This window comes from Acutalibacter intestini, from assembly GCF_034334985.1.
Lineage (GTDB): Bacteria > Bacillota > Clostridia > Oscillospirales > Acutalibacteraceae > Acutalibacter > Acutalibacter intestini.
The window spans coordinates 33,186-50,440 of record NZ_JAWXXL010000013.1; the positions used below are offsets into that span (position 1 = coordinate 33,186).

General features: G+C 55.1%; 12 protein-coding genes and 1 tRNA gene. 9 read left to right on the forward strand and 4 right to left on the reverse strand.

Annotated elements, in window-relative coordinates:
- Positions 1-43: 43 nt before the first annotated feature.
- Complete coding sequence (locus U8U68_RS10935; RefSeq protein WP_322200840.1) at positions 44-823, forward strand: methyltransferase domain-containing protein; 780 nt, start codon at positions 44-46, stop codon at positions 821-823.
- Between the two features lie 428 nt (positions 824-1,251).
- Positions 1,252-2,946, forward strand: coding sequence for a 2-isopropylmalate synthase (gene leuA, locus U8U68_RS10940; protein WP_322200841.1), 1,695 nt, complete (start codon positions 1,252-1,254; stop codon positions 2,944-2,946).
- A 470-nt stretch (positions 2,947-3,416) separates the two neighbouring features.
- Here the strand turns inward: leuA and U8U68_RS10945 are convergent, their stop codons facing one another.
- On the reverse strand, positions 3,417-3,989 hold the full coding sequence (locus tag U8U68_RS10945; protein WP_322200842.1) for a phosphatase PAP2 family protein: 573 nt from the start codon (positions 3,987-3,989) through the stop codon (positions 3,417-3,419).
- A gap of 124 nt (positions 3,990-4,113) precedes the next feature.
- Between U8U68_RS10945 and U8U68_RS10950 the strand changes: the two genes are divergently transcribed.
- Positions 4,114-6,768, forward strand: a complete 2,655-nt coding sequence (locus U8U68_RS10950; protein ID WP_322200843.1) for a calcium-translocating P-type ATPase, PMCA-type — start codon at positions 4,114-4,116, stop codon at positions 6,766-6,768.
- A 188-nt stretch (positions 6,769-6,956) separates the two neighbouring features.
- Here U8U68_RS10950 and spo0A read toward each other — a convergent pair whose 3' ends face one another.
- Positions 6,957-7,721, reverse strand: coding sequence for a sporulation transcription factor Spo0A (gene spo0A, locus U8U68_RS10955; protein ID WP_322200844.1), 765 nt, complete (start codon positions 7,719-7,721; stop codon positions 6,957-6,959).
- Between the two features lie 173 nt (positions 7,722-7,894).
- A complete protein-coding gene (locus U8U68_RS10960) occupies positions 7,895-9,268 on the reverse strand; it encodes an MATE family efflux transporter (RefSeq protein ID WP_322200845.1) in 1,374 nt (457 codons plus the stop codon).
- A 264-nt stretch (positions 9,269-9,532) separates the two neighbouring features.
- Between U8U68_RS10960 and U8U68_RS10965 the strand changes: the two genes are divergently transcribed.
- The 6 genes from U8U68_RS10965 to U8U68_RS10990 all read left to right on the forward strand — a co-directional run bounded on the left by U8U68_RS10965 (position 9,533) and on the right by U8U68_RS10990 (position 15,976).
- Entirely contained in the window at positions 9,533-10,576 is a 1,044-nt protein-coding gene (locus U8U68_RS10965; RefSeq protein ID WP_322200846.1) for a glycosyltransferase family 2 protein, read from the forward strand.
- A gap of 371 nt (positions 10,577-10,947) precedes the next feature.
- Positions 10,948-13,845, forward strand: coding sequence for an insulinase family protein (locus U8U68_RS10970; protein ID WP_322200847.1), 2,898 nt, complete (start codon positions 10,948-10,950; stop codon positions 13,843-13,845).
- 383 nt (positions 13,846-14,228) lie between these two features.
- Positions 14,229-14,681 carry a helix-turn-helix domain-containing protein gene (locus tag U8U68_RS10975; RefSeq protein WP_322200848.1) on the forward strand — a complete coding sequence of 151 codons (453 nt, stop codon included), beginning with the start codon at positions 14,229-14,231 and terminating at the stop codon, positions 14,679-14,681.
- A 94-nt stretch (positions 14,682-14,775) separates the two neighbouring features.
- A tRNA-Arg gene (locus tag U8U68_RS10980) sits at positions 14,776-14,852 on the forward strand.
- A gap of 64 nt (positions 14,853-14,916) precedes the next feature.
- Entirely contained in the window at positions 14,917-15,546 is a 630-nt protein-coding gene (locus U8U68_RS10985) for an AAA family ATPase (protein ID WP_322200849.1), read from the forward strand.
- A gap of 4 nt (positions 15,547-15,550) precedes the next feature.
- The gene (locus tag U8U68_RS10990) at positions 15,551-15,976 is read left to right on the forward strand and encodes a hypothetical protein (protein WP_322200850.1); all 426 of its coding nucleotides are present in this window, start codon (positions 15,551-15,553) and stop codon (positions 15,974-15,976) included.
- Between the two features lie 36 nt (positions 15,977-16,012).
- Here the strand turns inward: U8U68_RS10990 and U8U68_RS10995 are convergent, their stop codons facing one another.
- On the reverse strand, positions 16,013-17,194 hold the full coding sequence (locus U8U68_RS10995) for a tyrosine-type recombinase/integrase (protein WP_322200851.1): 1,182 nt from the start codon (positions 17,192-17,194) through the stop codon (positions 16,013-16,015).
- Positions 17,195-17,255 lie beyond the last annotated feature (61 nt).

Below are 17,255 nucleotides of genomic sequence, written 5' to 3' on the forward strand. Positions count from 1 at the left end.
CCGAAGAAGCCAGCAGGGCAAAAAACAGGAAAGGACGGCTGATATGTCGGAGTGGAACCCAGAGCAGTACCTAAAGTTTAAAAAGGAACGCACCCAGCCCGCCATTGACCTAGCGTCGCGCATTAAAAGTGCCGGGGTCCGGGCCCTGGATATCGGCTGCGGCCCCGGCAACAGCACCCAGGTGGTGAAAAATTTCTTTCCCTACACAGATTTAACCGGGGTGGACTCCTCTGCCGCCATGATCCAGGCGGCCCAGAAGGAGCACCCGAACTTGAAGTTTGCGCGGTATGATGTCAGCGGCCCACTGGACGGCCTGGGCGGCGGCTATGGCCTGGTGTTTTCCAACGCCTGTATCCAGTGGGTGCCAGACCACCGCACCCTGCTGCCCCGGCTGATGAGCCTGCTGGCCCCCGGTGGACTATTGGCAGTACAGGTGCCGGTGAATTTTGAAGAGCCCATCCACCAGATCATCACCCGCACAGTGGAGAGGCCGGAATGGCGGGAGAGAATTCCTTATCACAGAAGCTTTTACACCCTGAAGCCGGAGGAATACTTTGATTTGCTGGCGGAACATTCTGGAGACTTCACCATGTGGGAGACGGTCTACATGCACCGAATGCCTTCGCATCAGGCCATTATGGACTGGTACAGCTCCACAGGGCTGCGGCCCTACCTGGACGCGGCGGTGAACGAGGAGGCCCGGGAGGGCTTCTATCAGGAGGTGTTCCGGCAGGTGCGGGAGGCCTACCCCTTGCGGGCCAACGGAGAGATTATTTTCCGGTTTCCCAGGTTGTTCTTTCTTGCGAAAGCGGAGGGACAATAGGAAAATAAGGCGGGTTTAGGAAATGAAAGCTAAGGCAATACCGCAGAATTCTAAGTACCGTATTGGGCAGTCAGATTTTTCGTGAGAGGGTACAGGTTGAGCGCCGTCCATCTCACCATTGACCAGCGAAAGCTGTGCGCTATCACGGAAAATGTGCAAGCAAGACGGTGCTTAAGGCGCCAGCCGCGAATGGTGCGGGGTTGCCCTAAGAATAGGAGCAATGATAACCGCCATCAATACCAACTGAATATGCTTTCGCCGGGCCAGGGTCTCGGCTCCTGCCTCGGTCGGGTCAGAACGGTCTCCAATGGAGACCTTCCCCGCCGGCTACGGCAAGGCCGTGGCGCGCCCGCTGGGGTTCTGCCCGGCGTAATTAGTTTTCGCTATGTTTATCTTCATTTTATATTTATTTGAAAGGAACGATTCCCATGAATGTAGGTTACAAAAAGTACAAGCCCTTCCAGCCCATTGCCCTTCCTAACCGTACCTGGCCGGATAAGGTCATTACCCAGGCTCCTGTCTGGTGCAGCGTGGACCTGCGGGACGGCAACCAGGCCCTGGTGAACCCCATGAACCTGGACCAGAAGCTGGAGTTTTTCCGGCTGCTGTGCGACATCGGCTTTAAGGAGATCGAGGTGGGATTCCCCTCCGCTTCCGAGACCGAGTATGAGATCCTCCGGGCCCTCATCGACCAGGACCTAATTCCAGACGACGTCACCATCCAAGTACTGGTCCAGGCCCGGGAGCACCTTATCCGCAAGACCTTTGAGGCCATTGATGGAGCAAAGAATGTGATTGTCCACTTCTATAACTCCACATCCACCCTTCAGCGGAAGGTGGTGTTTAACACCGACATGCAGGGGGTCATTGACATTGCTGTAGAGGGGGCCCGGCTTATCCGCAAGCTGACGGACGAGATCACCGCAAGCAGCGATATCAACATCCGCTACGAGTATTCTCCCGAGAGCTTCTCCGGCACGGAGATGGAAAACGCGGTGCTTATCTGCGACCAGGTACTGGAGGAGCTGGGCGCCACCCCAGAGAACCCGGTGATCATCAACCTGCCCAACACAGTGGAGATGTCCACCCCCAACACCTACGCGGACCAGATTGAGTATTGCTGCCGGAACATGAAGCACCGGGACAGCGCCATTATCAGCCTGCATCCCCACAACGACCGGGGCACCGCCACCGCCGCTACTGAGCTGGGGATGATGGCCGGGGCCGACCGGGTGGAGGGCACCCTGTTTGGCAACGGCGAGCGCACCGGCAACAGCGATATTATGAACCTGGCGATGAACCTGTATTCCCAGGGCGTGGACCCCCGGCTGGACTTCAGCCACATGACCGCCATCCGGGAAGTGTACGAGCGCTGTACAGAGATGAAGGTGCATCCCCGCCACCCCTATGCGGGGGCCCTGGTGTTCACCGCCTTTTCCGGGTCCCACCAGGATGCCATTAACAAGGGCGTGAACTTTATGGAAAAGGAGCAGTCCCCCTACTGGGAGGTGCCCTACCTGCCCATAGACCCCGCGGACCTGGGCCGCCAGTACGAGCCTATTATTCGCATCAACAGCCAGTCCGGCAAAGGCGGCGCGGCCTTTGTAATGCATCAGAGCTTTGGTTATATTTTGCCCAAGGCTATGCACCCCGAGTTCGGCGCCCTGGTGAAGAAAGCCTGCGACCAGAAGGGGAAAGAGATCAGCCCTGAGGAGGTGTTTGCCATCTTTAAGGAGGAATACTTGGACGTAAAAGCCCCCTATGAGCTGTTGACCTACAAGATTTTTGAGGAGGACGGAGGCAGCGGCCAGGTGGTGGTAGACTTTGAAGGCACGGTGCGCCACCACGACGTGACCAAGGCCGTGTCTGGCAAGGGCAACGGGCCCATAGACGCTTTCTTCAACGCTCTACAGGGAGTGGGCCTGACCAATTTTGAGTTCGTCTCATATAGCGAACACGCCATTTCAGCGGGAGCGGACTCTAAGGCCGTGTCCTATATCCAGCTGAAGCATAACGGGCAGATTATCTTTGGTGTGGGCACAGACAGTAATATCAGCATTGCCTCGGTAAAGGGCATTATCTGCGCCATGAACCGGCAGCTGAAAAAAGAGGGCATGGAATAAACCGAAGGGGCCTTGTGTGGGGCACATTGCGGGAGCCGCTAAGTTCCTGGCGGGGTTTTTGGTGAGCGCCTGCCAGCAAGCCGCGAACCGGCCGGGCTGGGAAGCGCCCTGGCAGAGAGGGCTCTGACCTGACGCGAGGCCGGGCCCCAAGGCCTCCTTGGCCTTAAAAAGCGGCGCGCAGGGGATCTGGGGGGGCTCCTGGCCCTAAGGGTAAAAAATCGTGGCTGGCGGCAGGTTCTTGTACAGAGGCATTTCAATAGGAAGCCGCCAGAACGAAAGGGCATTTTCTTTATAGAAAATGCCCTTTTTGTTTTACGGCGGGACGGTGTTCAGCGGCGTGGGGGTGTTTTACCGGTTGGCTGGCCGTGTGCCACCGGACATATCGCGAACCCGAAGGACCCGGCCGCTAAAAAAGACGCTGGCCCCCCACTGGGGACCAGCGCCTACCGAACCGGCAGAGGACAGAAGTTTTATTTTTGCTTCTCTCCCGCTTTCTCCTTTTTCGCCGCCTGGATTTTTCGGTAAACCAGCACGGTCCCTGTACCGCATAGTACCCCCAGCGCCGCTCCGGCCAACACGTCGGTAGGATAGTGGACCAATAAGAACACCCGAGAAAAGGCGATCAGCGCCGCCAAAACCAAGGCCGCCGCACCCCAGCGCTTGTCTCGGAAGAATACCACTGTGGCCGCCGCAAAGGAAGAGCAGCTGTGCCCAGAGGGAAAGGACCAGCCAGAAGGCGGCGGGATCAGCAGGCGGATGTCCCCTGAAATGAGCTGGAAGGGACGGGGCCGGCATACTAAGTTCTTAATCGTCACTTCGCCAATGAGCAGCCCAGCCAGCATGGCGACAAGGATGAGCAGCCCCTGGGTGCGCCAGCCGCTCTTTTTGCCGAAATACAGCAGCAGAACCGCTAGGGCGATCCAGACGATGCCGCTTTCGCCCAAATAAGTGATGGAGGGGAACACCGTGTCGGTAAAGGGGTTGTGGCAGTGGTTCTGCACAAAAGACATCACTGCGTTGTCGAAGGGGTTTGGCATTTCCATGGGTTGAGTCCTTTCTTGGGGATTAGGATGGCCGCCGTCCCAGAGGGCCGCGCTGCCCTGGGAACATAATCGCCCTCCGCCGCTCATATATATTTCCCAATCAAGTTTTAGGGGGAAGTTATCTATGGAGCTCCATCAAACCGGCTGGCAGCAGGCCGCTGAAAAGCTGGGCGTGGATCCCGCCCGGGGCCTAAGCCCCGCCGAGGCCGCCAAGCGCTATGCCCAGTACGGGCCCAACGAGATTAAGGAGTCTGGGCGGCAGAGCATTCTGGCCCGGTTCCTGGGGCAGTTCAAAGACTTTATGGTGCTGATTCTCTTGGTCAGCGCCGGGGTCTCCTTTTGGGCCTCACACCTGCGGGGGGACGCGGAGTACTTTGACTCTATTATAATCCTTGCCATTGTGATTTGCAACGCCATAATTGGAACGGTCCAGGAGCTGCGGGCAGACAAGGCCATCGACGCCTTGAAGAAGCTCTCCTCTCCCCATGCCCGGGTGCTGCGGGGCGGGAAACGCTTGACCCTGGAAAGCGCCCAGCTGGTGCCTGGGGACGTGGTGATCTTAAAGGCCGGAGACCTGGTGCCCGCCGACCTGCGGCTGATCAAGTCTGTAGAGCTGCGAACAGAGGAATCCGCTCTCACTGGGGAGTCTCTCCCAGTAGAAAAGGACGCGGCCGCTGTATGCGGGGGAGAGGCCCCCTTGGCGGAGAGAAAAAATATGGCCTTTGCGTCCACTGGGGTGGCCTCGGGGGCAGGGGTGGGGCTGGTGGCTGCCACAGGCATGGACACGGCCATGGGCAAGATCGCCGGAATGCTGGACCAGGAGAAGTCTCCCCAGACCCCCTTGCAGCGCAAGCTGAAACAAACTGGCAAGGTGCTGGGCCTGGGGGTGGTGGCCATTTGCGGGTTCATTTTCCTTTTGGGACTGCTGCAAAGGATTCAGCCCCTGGAAATGTTTATGATTGCCATTAGCCTGGGGGTAGCCGCTATTCCCGAGGGCCTTACGGCAGTGGTCACCATTGTGCTGGCCATGGGTGTAAAGCGCATGGCGGCCAAGCGGGCCATTGTCCGGCACCTGCCGGCAGTAGAGACCCTGGGCAGCACCCAGGTCATCTGCTCGGACAAAACAGGCACCCTAACCCAAAACAAAATGACGGTCACAGCTTTTTGTGGAGCCTTTGGCAGCGAACCGCTGGAGAGCCCAAATGCCCGGTTTGCCCTGGAGCTGGCAACCCTGTGCAATAACTCGGAACAAGAGGGGGAGGTGGTGACAGGGGACTCCACCGAGGCCGCGTTTCTGCTGGCTTGTCCTACCCCCAAGGCCCGGCTGGAGCAGGACTTTCCCCGGGTGGGGGAGATTCCCTTTACCTCATCCCGAAAAATGATGACCACTGTGCACAAGACCTCCACCGGCTGGCGGATCATTGCCAAAGGCGCGCCGGATGTGCTCATTCCCCGGTGTACCCACCAGCTGCGGGGGCACAGTGAGGGCGCCCTTTCTGGCTCAGACAAAGCAAAGCTGCTGGCAGACAACGGCCGGCTGGCCCAGGGGGCCCTGCGGGTGCTGGCCGTAGCGTATAAGGACGTAGACCGCCTGCCCGGAGACGACAAGCAGATGGAAACCGGCCTGACCTTTTGCGGGCTCATTGGCATGGAGGACCCACCCCGCAAGGGCGTGCGGGCGGCGGTATTACAGTGCAGGCAGGCGGGCATTGTTCCAGTGATGATTACAGGGGACCACGCCGCCACGGCCCTGGCAGTGGCCAAACGGGTAGGCATTGCCAAAGAGGGAGACCAGGCGCTGACAGGCGCGGACCTGGACCGGCTTACTGATGGGGAACTGGCCCAGAAGCTGGACAGCTGCCGGGTGTTTGCCCGGGTTTCGCCCCAGCATAAGGTGAAGCTGGTCAAGGCCTGCCAGCGCCGGGGCCTGGTGGTGGCCATGACCGGCGACGGGGTAAACGACGCCCCAGCCCTAAAGGCCGCGGACATTGGCTGCGCCATGGGCAAAAATGGCACAGAGGTGGCCAAGTCCGCCGCAGATATGGTGCTGACCGACGACAACTTTTCCACCATTGTCTCCGCTGTCCGGGAGGGCAGGGGGATTTACCAGAACATCCGCAAGACGATCCATTTTTTACTTTCCTGCAATATTGGCGAGATCCTAGTGGTGTTTGCCGCCTTTTTGCTGGGGGCTCCGGCGCCCCTTTTGGCCATTCAGCTGCTGTGGGTCAATCTGGTCACCGACTCCCTGCCCGCCCTGGCCCTGGGGGCAGAGCCTATCCCCCGGGACGTGATGGAGGAGCCCCCCCACCCCCGGGACGAAAGCGTGTTTTCCGGCGGCATGGGTCTTTCCGTGGCCCTAGAGGGCTGCCTGGTGGGGGCCCTGGCACTTTTGGCATATACCATGGGCCGGGCTTGGTTTGATCTGGACCCCGCCCAGCCGGCCATTGGCCGCACCATGGCTTTTGGGGTGCTCAGTCTCTCCCAACTGGTCCACAGCTTTAACATGCGCTCTTCCCACTCGGTGCTGGAGGTAGGCCTCTTTTCCAACAAAAAGCTGAACTTAGCCTGTGGGGTTTGCGCCTTTTTGATGGTAAGCGTGCTGGTGTTTCCGCCCCTTTCCGCCATCTTTAAAACCGCTGCCCTGAACCCTGTGCAGTGGCTGCTGGTGGCAGGGCTTTCGCTGTTCCCCCTGGTTGCGGTGGAAGGGGAAAAGTGGTTGACAACTCGTGGAGGAATAGCTGCGGAACGTCTGAAAAAGAAGAGGGGGACCCGGTAGCCGGTCCCCCACATAATGAGCTTTCACCCCCAAATTCTTCCAAAAAATCACAGGATATAGCCTTTGTTCAAATTTTTTTTACAACAAACCCGATTTCACCCCAAGTTTCGACAATTTTTCCACATATACTATGATATAGTACTGTCAGTGGTAGGCGAAAGCTAGGGCAGCGGCACTGCCCCCTTGGCTTACGAGGTCCCTGCCGCCCGCAGGCACAGCCGGTCCGAGATCAGAGCGATAAATTCGCTATTGGTGGGCTTTCCCCGGGAAGTATGTATGGTGTAGCCAAAGTAAGAGGTAAGCACCTCTACGTCTCCCCGGTCCCAGGCCACTTCGATAGCATGGCGGATGGCCCGCTCTACCCGAGAACTGGTGGTATTATAGATTTTTGCCACACTGGGGTACAGCCGTTTGGTAACGGAATTGATAATCTCTGGGTCCGCTATGGCCATTAAGATAGAGTCCCGAAGGTAGTAGTAGCCTTTGATGTGCGCGGGCACACCGATTTGATGGAGGATCTCGGTAATTTGCAGCTTCAGGCCCGGGTCCGCGGGCTCTGTGCTGAAATGCTTGCCCCTGGTAGCGTAAATGGAAAACATGCGCTCCACCATTTCCTCTTTCTTGTAGGGAGAAAGGGCGAAGTAGGCGGCGCCTGCGGCCATTACTTCACGCTCTAGCATCGGTGTGGTGTAAGGGGCGGCGATAATGTAAACCGGACGGTCCAGGTCCGGCAGCTTCGCCGCCTCGCGCATCACTCCAATGGCGTCTCTGCCAGGCATGAACAGATCCATTAGAACGATCTGGGGCTTTTCGTGGGCAATACGCTCCAGCGCGGTGCCTCCGTGCTTTTCTACCAGGATGGCGGTGCCCCCCCGCTGCTGGATGAGTTCCAGGGCTTCTTGGGTCCATTCGTCTTCTTCCGTACAAATGAGTATTTTTATTTGTTTTTCCATGCCAAACCTCCTAGTGGCTTTTTGATGTGAATAAATCTTACCATAATTTGAGTTTTCTCGCAAGGCCTAAATGAGAAAAAAGAGTATGAATAAACTGTAACTACGTGTCAAAAAAGGGCGCATTTATAGAATGCGCCCTTTTTCTGCATATTTCGACAAAAGTGATTTGTAAATTATTCTATAATGTCCATTTTACTGATTTCCTTTTTGTTCAATCGGATATAAAAAATAATACTTACTAATAAAGAGAAGGTTTCCGCAATGGGGAAGGCCCACCACACGGCTGAGACCTGCCCAATGGTTTGGGCCAGCAGCCACGCGGCCGGTACCAAAACCACCAGCTGGCGCATAAGGGAGACCACCAGGCTGTAGGTACCCCGGCCTGTGGCTTGAAATAGGGTGGAGGATACAATGCCCAGGGCGGCAAACAAAAAGCAGGTGCAGATGATGCGCAGGGCCGGCACACCAATGGCCAGAAGTTCTGGGGAGGCGTTGAAGATCCCCAGCAAATACTTTGGTAAAAGCAGAAATGCCAGCATACCAGCGGTCATGATCACCAGGGCAATGACGCAGCCCTGGCGCAGAGCGGCATTTAGGCGCTTCTTGTTGCGCGCACCGTAGTTATAGCCCATAATGGGCAGCAGCCCCTGGGTAAGGCCGAACACGGGCATAAACACAAAGGACTGTAGCTTGAAGTATAGTCCAAACACAGTATAGGCCGCGGTGGAAAAACCGGAGAGAATGCCGTTCATGGCCATATTCATTACAGTACCAATGGCCTGCATGACAATGGCGGGCAGCCCCACGGCATAGATGTCTTTTACGGTTTTCCAGTCTAGTCGGAAGCCTTTGAAACGAATGTCAATGGCGTGCTCCTGGTGGGATATAACCAGAATGGCCAACAGCATTGAGAGAATCTGTCCGCTTACGGTGGCCACCGCCGCGCCGGTGACTCCCATAGCCGGAAGGCCGAAATAGCCAAAAATAAAGATGGGGTCCAGCAAGATATTGGCCACAGCGCCCACCAGCTGGAAAATCATGGGCCAAAACATGTTGCCTGTGGCCTGTAGGATCTTTTCCAGCATGACCACCACAAAACTGCCAAAGGAAAAGATACAGCAGATAGAAATGTATTGGTCGCCCATGAGGACAATTTCCGGGTCGGACTCGAACATTTCAAAAAAGGGTGTGGTAAAAAACGCGCCGTACACCGCAAAAGCCAGCCAGGTGACGAGCCCCAGCAAAATGCCGTGCACCGCCGCGGTGCCGGCCTCTTCCCGGCATCCCTGCCCCAGCCTGCGGGAGATCAGGGATGTAACGCCCACCGCGGTGCCTACCGCAAAGGCGATTTGCAGGTTTTGCAGGGGAAAGGCCAGGGATACGGCGGACATGGCCTTTTCGCTGACCTTTGAGACATAGTACGTGTCCACAATGTTGTAAAGGGCCTGCACCAGCATGGAAAACATGGCGGGCAGGGCCATGGAAAAAATGAGGGGCAGCATCTTTTCTGTGCCCATCCGGTTTTGAGCCTGCACTTTTTCGCTCATAAGGAACCTCCTTATTACTATAATTTACACCTCACATTTTATCATAAAATGACGAAAAAAGAAAGAGGTATTTTACATTGAAAAGTGGGGAGGGATGGACTATAATAATGTATATATTGTCCACGGGGTGGAGAGACCCATTTACGATGACCCGCAAGGCGCGGAGAAACGCGGAGGCCCTTATCCGCCCCAATAAAGATGACCCGCCAACCCTTCCTGGTTTTGGGTGTGGTTTTGGGCGCTTTTTTTGACAAGGGGGTTTTTATGAGCAATCCTTTTATTAGTGTAATCATTCCGGTTTACAACGCGGAGACATATTTGCCTGCCTGTCTGGAAAGTATTTTGGCCCAGGACTATTCAGCCCTGGAGGTGGTTTTGGTGGACGATGGTTCCACGGACGCTTCCCCCGCCATTTGTGAGCGGTATGTCCAGGAACACAAGGACTGGCGGGCGCTTCATACAGAAAACCAGGGGGCGGGACCAGCCCGAAACACCGGCATGGCCCTGGCCCGGGGGGAATACTTGATGTTTATGGATTCCGACGACCTGCTGGCCGGTCCCGGCGCGGTAGGTCTTTTGGCGGAGCTGGCCCGGCGGGAGGGGGCGGACGTAGTCCTGGGCGGGGTGTGCAGGCAAGGACCGGAAGGGGGATTTTTTGGCCGGGTGGCCCCCGGGGCCGAGCCTGCCGGGGTACGCCGGCAGGTGGATTTTCTCTTCCGGGCCTTTTTCTCCCAGGCTTTTATGGTGTCTCTGTGCGGCAAGCTTTATAGACGGGAGTTTGTGGAGAAGAACCGCTTGGCCTGTGGGGGCCGGCGGCTGATGGAGGACAAATTTTTTAATCTATGCTGCTGCGCCTGTGGGCCAGCGTACGCTTTTACCCAGGAAACGGTCTACCTGTACCGGGACAATAAAAGCTCTGCCACAGCCCGTTATACCCCAGATATGGCCGGGGCTTGGTTTGGCGTGGCGGAGGACCTAAAGGCCTTTCTGATAAGTCGGGGGTTGGAGGAGGAATTCGCCGCTCTGGTGGCCTTTCAAGTGTTTTTTGGCCTGGTCTCTTTTGTGTTTCACGAGAGAGCGTTCCGCCGCCAGGGGCTGGGGGCGGTGGCAAAGGCTTTTGGCAGGCAGGCGCAAATTCCCCTGGCGGCCCAAACAATCGAGGCGCTAAGCCAGGGCAAGTATGTGGGGGAGGTCCGCTCTTTGGCCTGGCGGTGGGGAATGCGGGGCATGGCCCTGGCCTGCCGGCGGCGCTGGTATGGACCGGTAACTTGGGGCTTGTGGACCCTGGCAGGCTGGCGTAAATCGTAGATGGGCTTAACCAGAGATGCGGTCAAGGCGCGGCAGGCTCCTTACGGGTCCTGGAAAAGCATTGGTGGGGTTGGGCGGATGCCCAAGAGGCTGCTTGGTATTACGCTAAAGCTGTGTTTCTATTGCGTGTTTTGGCCGCTGGCCGAAAGGGAGCTCTCCGCTTCTCCCCGCAAACTTTTACTCTTATAGTTAACGCGGTCCAAAAGAAGTATCACCTTTTTTGAACCTGGCGGCACGGGTATGCCCGCGCGCTCTGTTTGAAAATCGGTATGTACCGATTTTCAAGTGCGTTTACGATAATGGACCGGGCGCCTGTATTTCGTTTTCCATTCATGGTAAGATTAGACACTATAAATAAAGGAGGTTTCTCAATGAAACAGAACCAAATGATCGGAAATTTTACGGTAACTGCCATTCAGCCTGTGGAGGAGCTGGAGGCCACTCTTTATGAGATGGAGCACGGGCGCTCTGGGGCGCGGCTGGTGTGGCTGGACAGACCCGACGAAAACAAAACCTTTGGCATTGCCTTTCAGACCCAGCCCTGGGATGACACAGGGTTTTTTCATATTTTAGAGCATTCTGTGCTCTGTGGCTCGGAGAAGTATCCGGTGAAAGAACCCTTTGTGGAGCTGATGAAGAGCTCTATGAACACCTTTTTGAACGCCATGACCTTTTGGGACAAGACGGTCTACCCGGTTTCCAGCCGCAACGACCAGGACTTTATCAATCTGATCCGGGTGTATATGGACGCTGTGCTGTTCCCTGTTATCCACCAAAAACCTGAAATATTCGGCCAGGAGGGCTGGCACTATGAGCTGGACCAGCAGGGTGCTCCCAGCTATAAGGGTGTGGTGTTTAACGAGATGAAGGGGGCCTTCTCCTCCCCAGACACCATCGCGGCCTATGAGGTGGCCCGCCGGCTGTTTCCAGACACCTGCTACCGCTTTGTCTCCGGCGGCGACCCGGAGCATATCCCCGAGCTGACCTATGAGCAGTTTTGCGAGGCCCACCGGCGGCTGTACCACCCCTCTAACGCCTATATTTTCCTGGACGGTCAGATGGATATTGAGAAGCTTCTACGGCTTTTGGACCAGGAGTACCTATGCCGTTTCCAGCGGGCAGAGGCCCCAGGGCCTATCCCCTATCAGCAGCCCGTAGACGGCGGCGTCAGTGAGATCAGCTATGAGCTCTCTGCCGGGGAGGAGCTGGCGGGCCGGGCCCGGCTGGTGGACGGCTTTGTGGCCGGAAGCTTTGCGGACCGGGAAGAGCTCATGGCCCTGCACGCCCTGGCCGACGCCCTGTGCGGGGACAACCAGGCGCCCTTAAAGCGCTGCCTGCTGGAAAAGGGCCTGGCCCGGGACCTGATGATGGATGTAAACGGCGGCCATATTTTGCAGACCTTTGTCACGGTAGAGGCCAGGGACGTGGAGGAAGAGCGTTTTCAAGAGGTTTCCGACGCGCTGTATGGGGAGCTGGCCCGGCTGGCTCAGGAAGGCCTGGACCACAAACGTATTTTAGCCACCCTGGATAACCTGGAGTTTAACGAGCGGGAGCGGGACTTTGGCCGGATGCCCCAGGGTCTGGGGCTGGGGCTACAGGTGTTGCAGAGCTGGCTGTACGGGGGAGAGCCCGGGGCCTTTTTAAGTGTGGGGGACCTGTTCCAGCGGCTGCGGGAGAAGTGCGAAAAGGGCTATTTTGAAGAGCTGGCCCGGCGGGTCTTTTTGCAAAACGCCCACCGCTGCCGGGTGCTGGCGCGCCCTTCTCATACCCTGGGGCAGGAGCGCCAGCAGAGGGAAGACGCCCGCCTACAGGCGGCCCGGGCCCAGTGGACCCCTGTGCAGGAGCAGGAGCTGCGCCGGTATCAGGCCAATATAGAGGCCTGGCAGGCTGCGCCGGATGCCCCGGAGGCCGTGGCCGCCATCCCCATGCTGCGTCTGGACCAGATTTCCTCGCATCCGGAGGCCTTGCCCATGAGCATGGAGGAGTCCCATGGGCTGCGGGTGTTCAGCCACCGGCTGCCTACCGGGGGCATCACCTATCTGAACCTATATTTCGCGCTGGATGGCCTAGACGGTCCCGGGCTAAGCCGCGCCAGCTTTTTGGCTAAGCTGCTGGGACAGTTAGCGACAGAATCCACGGAACTGGAAGAACTGCAAAGAAAACTGCGCGCTCTCTTTGGGCAGGTAAGCTTTGGGGTGGAGTCCTATGGCAAACAGGGCAGCCCGGCCCAGTGCAAAGCCTTTCTCTGCGCAGGATGCAGTGTTTTGGACAGCAAACTGGAGGACGCCCTGTCCCTATTGGCTGAAATATTGACTCAGACCCAGCTGGATGATCCCCGGCGGGTGCGAGAATTTTTGCTTCAGCACCGGGGGGCTTTTGCCGAGCAGATCTCCATGGCGGGCCACCAGGCCGCCATGACCCGGGTGCAGGCGGGCTTTACGGCCGAGGGCATGGTTCAGGAATATTGCGGCGGTATCGAATACCTGCGCTGGCTGAAAGACTTGGAAGAGCGGTTTGACAGCCGCTTCCCTGACCTGGCAAAAGAGCTGGCGGAGATGAGCGGGACGATCTTTACCCAAAAGCCGCTGACCCTTAGCGTAACCGGCACAAAGGAAACCGCGGTGGAAGAGGCGGCCCGGCTGCTGGCCACGCGCTTGCCAGAAGGCAGCCTTTCCCTGCCGGGGGGACCCGCTGTGAAACCCTGGGGGCCCCGGCGGGAGGGCATTGTCATTCCGGCGGACGTATCCTACGCTGCGGCAGGAGGACTTTTTCCCGCCGCCAAGCAGGGCCAGTCCCGAGTGGCGGCCCGGGCGGTGTCCCTTGGCTATCTATGGAACGCGGTGCGGGTGCAGGGCGGCGCCTACGGCGTGGGGCTTGGGCTAAGAGATACGGGTTTTGGCGGATTCTACTCCTACCGGGACCCCAGCGCGAGCCGTACGTTGGACTGCTACCAAAAGGCTGGGGAATATCTGCGCCAGACACAGGAAATGGATTTGACCGGTATGATCATCGGGGCTGTGGCAGAGTCGGACCCACTGCTTTCCCCCCGGTTGAAGGGTAAGACAGCGGACGCCAGGTATTGGCGTGGAATTACCCGAGAGGAGCTGGCACGCGTCCGGCGGGAGATGCTTCAGACCATGCCCGGGGACCTGCCTAAGCTGGCCGGGGACTTGGAGCGGTTGACAGAAGAGGGCTCGGTGTGCGTGCTGGGGGCTCAGCGGCAGGTGGATGAATGTGGAGAAAAACTGGAGCAAGTTAGTGTGCTCTAAAGTCTATTTTTGAAACAAATTAAGGTGGAATTGTTCGTATTAAAAGTAGACCGGCATATGCTTTTTGTGCCAAGGAGATTCGCGTAAATCTTGCTATATATTTTACTTGCTTGCGCTATTTGAAAGGATAGTTTTTACACATTATAACTCATGATATATAAAAGAAAAAGCAGTCGCTAAAAAAACGCGGCTGCCTTTTCTTTTTAGGCATATATTTCGTGATAATAATTCACCCTATCAAACAGATATTGCAAACCTACTGGATTTCTAAAATTGTTTCGCATATAATGAACCATAGTTTGCAAATTATTACTATCGTATCACTTTTACGCGCGGTATGCAAGGGATATTATGGGGAATTTTTAAGGAAAAGGAAATAATTAATGAATACAAACTCGGGATATTTTGCGCAAGAGGAAAATATAATTCTTTCATTTGCTGAAAAACTGCGAAAACTGCGGATAGAGGCGGGCTTTTCGCAGAAAAATGTTGCGGACATTCTGAACATCAGCCGTTCCACATATACGTATTATGAAACAGGCAAGACCACGCCGGATCCGGCTACTTTAACCCGGATCTCTCGGATTTTTGGAGTGCCGATTGAGGAGTTTTTCCCAGAGTCGGATAGTAGTTTGGATTCCCAATTAATTTTATATGATTCCGGAGCGCGCCGGCCGCCTAAAAAGGTGAAAGCGGACCCAGTGAAGGTGGGAGACCTGAGTGTGGACGAAAAAACGATTATTGCGTTTATTCGTGACCGAAATCTTTCTTCAGAAAAAATCATTGAACTGTTAGAGCGTTTTTATAGTATGCCGGATATTCCTAAAACTTATTAAAGGATTCGACACAATTCGACACGGGTTTTCTTTTGGCTGTGATATACTAAGTTTCGTTGGTAAAATGTCTTTTCGTTTTGTAAAGACGAAATATGCGCTTGTAGCTCAGTTGGATAGAGTATCAGACTCCGACTCTGAGGGCCGCTGGTTCGAATCCAGTCAAGCGCGCCAGAGAGCGGAAAAGTTCAGTGTGAACTTTTCCGCTTTTTTCAAATTATCTGGCATGAGGTGTGCTATGAAAAATATAATTATTGTCGGGCCGTCCAGGGCCGGGAAGACAACTTTGGCAAAACGACTCCACGAAAAGTTCAATTATTTTGTCATCAGCCTTGATAAGCTGGTCGCTACATTCCAAGCGGCCTATCCCCAGCTTGACATCCGGCTCAACTGGAATAGGGATAAGACAACGGAAAATATAGCGCCGTTTATTGGGCATTTCCTGGGGCTATTTTCCTCAGATGACGGAATCAAAGATGACTTGAACCTCCGCGCACATCATGTTGAAGGGAATCATTTTGTGCTGGAAGGCGGGTATTTTGATTTTGAAAAAATCACCTCTATCCTGAAAGAATATGGAGTGAATGAATTGAAAGACCGCTTTATTTTGATCGGATTGGTGCAGGGCCAAAAGACGGTTGATGAGTATGTAAGCGACTTCAAAAAGTACGATACAGAAGACGACTGGACATATAATTTGAGTAAGGACGAATTGACAGATTATGTTACACGAGACGCTATTCCATTTAACCGGGTTATGATGGATTATCTGGCAAAATATAGATTCACAATTTACGATACATCGTCAGATCGAGAGCGTGTTTTTGATAAGATTATTGAAGATATCATGATTGCTAATAAGAGTTGATTTCATGAAAATCGATAAATTATCCTACCGCTTAGGCGCTGCCGATTGCTTTTGCGAGATGGTTCACGCAGGTGTAAAACGCATTGCGCTGTCACACCCTTGCGATTCAAAAGATGAGCGTGATAGCTTTCTGCCGGAGTTCGATAAGCTGTGTGATAAGTACGGCGTTCATTACTACGTTGAAAATGCAGCATTTCTTACCGACCTCTTTCCCCTGTCGCTGAATCAGGGCAAGTTCAACGTGATTTTTTATCAGGATGAATCGGCGTTGAAGGAATATCTTGATTTGAAGGCAGAAAAAGAAAAGGCTATCTCTACTGGTACTTATGCAGAGTGCCGCGAAAATATTGCCCATCAATATGGCAAGCTGCTCTCGTACACTGACGAAGGCATCCAGCGACTACTGGATGCCAACACAGAGAAAGAGTAAGCCCTCTTTATGAGGACTTGAACTCTTTTTCTTCTGTCAGATGTCAAGACTCTCCTGCAAAACCGCGCTGGCTGCTTTCTTCTTGTCATCGAAGGCGTGGGTGTAGATGTCCAGCGTAGTGGACACCTGAGAGTGTCCGAGTAAACCAGACACCGTAGCTACATCGGCCCCGCCTGCAATCATAAGGCTCGCCGCAGTGTGTCTGAGGCTGTGGACATTAAGATTTGACGGTAGGCCATGTTTCTTGAGAATCAGCTTGAACCGCCACGTAAAGCTGCTGGGGGTCATAGGAAGCTCCATTCCATGTCTACGGAAAATGTAGTCATCGGGAGTCAGTTCGCGTTCATCATAGGTTTCCGTTTCCTGCTCACAGAACTTGCGGTACTCTTTGAGAAGACTCGCCATCTCAGCCGAGAAATAAACGTAACGGTCACCCGAAGCAGTCTTCGGTTCCTTGACGATAATATCCTCGCCTGTAACTTTAACCACGTTCCGGCAGATGTGGATGGACTTCTCCTTGAAGTTTACATCGCACCACTTCAGCCCACAGCACTCGCCTCGGCGCATACCAGTGGCAATGATTAGTTTGAAGTAAGTTTCGTATTTGATGCTTTCTTCCTCCAGCGCGGCAATGAGTTTCTGCGTAGTTTCCTCGTCGGCCACATTCTGCTTTTTCTTCTTTTTGCCAGCGTACTTGTAGGTGCGCCAAGCAGGGTTATGCGACAAAAAGCCGCCCTCCATCGCATCAGAGAGGATACCACACAAGCAAGCATAGACACCTTCAATGGTGCATTCGGAGAGCGGCTTTCCGGTCACAGAATTCTTTTGCTTACGAAGTTCAGCGTAAAGGTTTCGGAAATGTTCGGGCTTGAGGTCGGTCAGCTTGTAGCCGCCCAGGCGCGGCATGAAGCGGTCAATATCTTGCTTGTCGCGGGCCAAGGTGGATTTTGCCAGCTTATTTGGAGCAATTTCCCGCAGCCACATCTCGGTATAAGCTGCGAGAGTGATGGTTTTATCCACCGCCTTGAGTGGCTCATTACGGCACTGTCGCTCGAAGAGTGCGGCTTCTTCTTCGAGCCACTTTTCCTTGGCCTTCGGCGTTAGACCATCGGGCGGATGTACGGTTTTCTGCTGGGGCTTGCGGCGTTTGCCATAGAAATCATAGCCCATGGATACGACCAGCAAGTAGCTGTTCCCTCGTTTACGGATGCTCGCCACTATAATAACCTCTTTCCTGTTGTGATTTGCCCTGTTGAGGCAACCTCACAATACCACACCG